At 68.8% G+C, this 507-nt stretch carries 1 protein-coding gene; it reads right to left on the reverse strand.

Features of this window, described 5'->3' with window-relative positions; genetic code table 11:
• Window positions 1-204: 204 nt before the first annotated feature.
• Window positions 205-507: SDR family NAD(P)-dependent oxidoreductase (locus tag IE260_RS41340; protein WP_189881056.1), on the reverse strand; the 303-nt coding region annotated here is incomplete at its 5' end.

The raw sequence follows: 507 nt of genomic DNA on the forward strand, positions 1-507 counted from the left end.
GGGCAGGGCCGCACCGCTGATCAAGGCGGTCAAACGCCCACACCGGGAACCGCCGTCGCTCACGCCTCAGCGGCAAAAGCCCAAGGGTTCGCTGGCCTGGGACAGCACGCGGCCCCCGTACATGGGCCTGCCTCGTCAAGACCGTGGGCATCCCGGCTGTGGCCCGAATGTGGACAGTGACAGTAAGTACGTGCCCCTGGGGGATCATCCGGCCGTGATCGGGCCGAGGTAGGTACCGCCCGAGGCGTCAATGGTCTGGCCAGTCACCCAGCGTCCTTGCGGACCCGCCAGGAAGCCCACCACACTTGCGATGTCTTCCGGCTCGCCGATCCGTCCGAGCGCGGTGATCGACTCAAGTCCGGCCATCGCCTCGGGAACGCCGGTCCACCCGGCGGTCATGTCGGTGAGCACCACCCCGGGTTCAACCGTGTTCACCGTGATTCCGCGCCGACCCAGCTGGTTGGCGAGCGACGGGCTGAGGGCGGCCAGCCGCGGCCTTGGTGACGG

The organism is Streptomyces viridiviolaceus (genome assembly GCF_014650995.1).
GTDB lineage: Bacteria > Actinomycetota > Actinomycetes > Streptomycetales > Streptomycetaceae > Streptomyces > Streptomyces viridiviolaceus.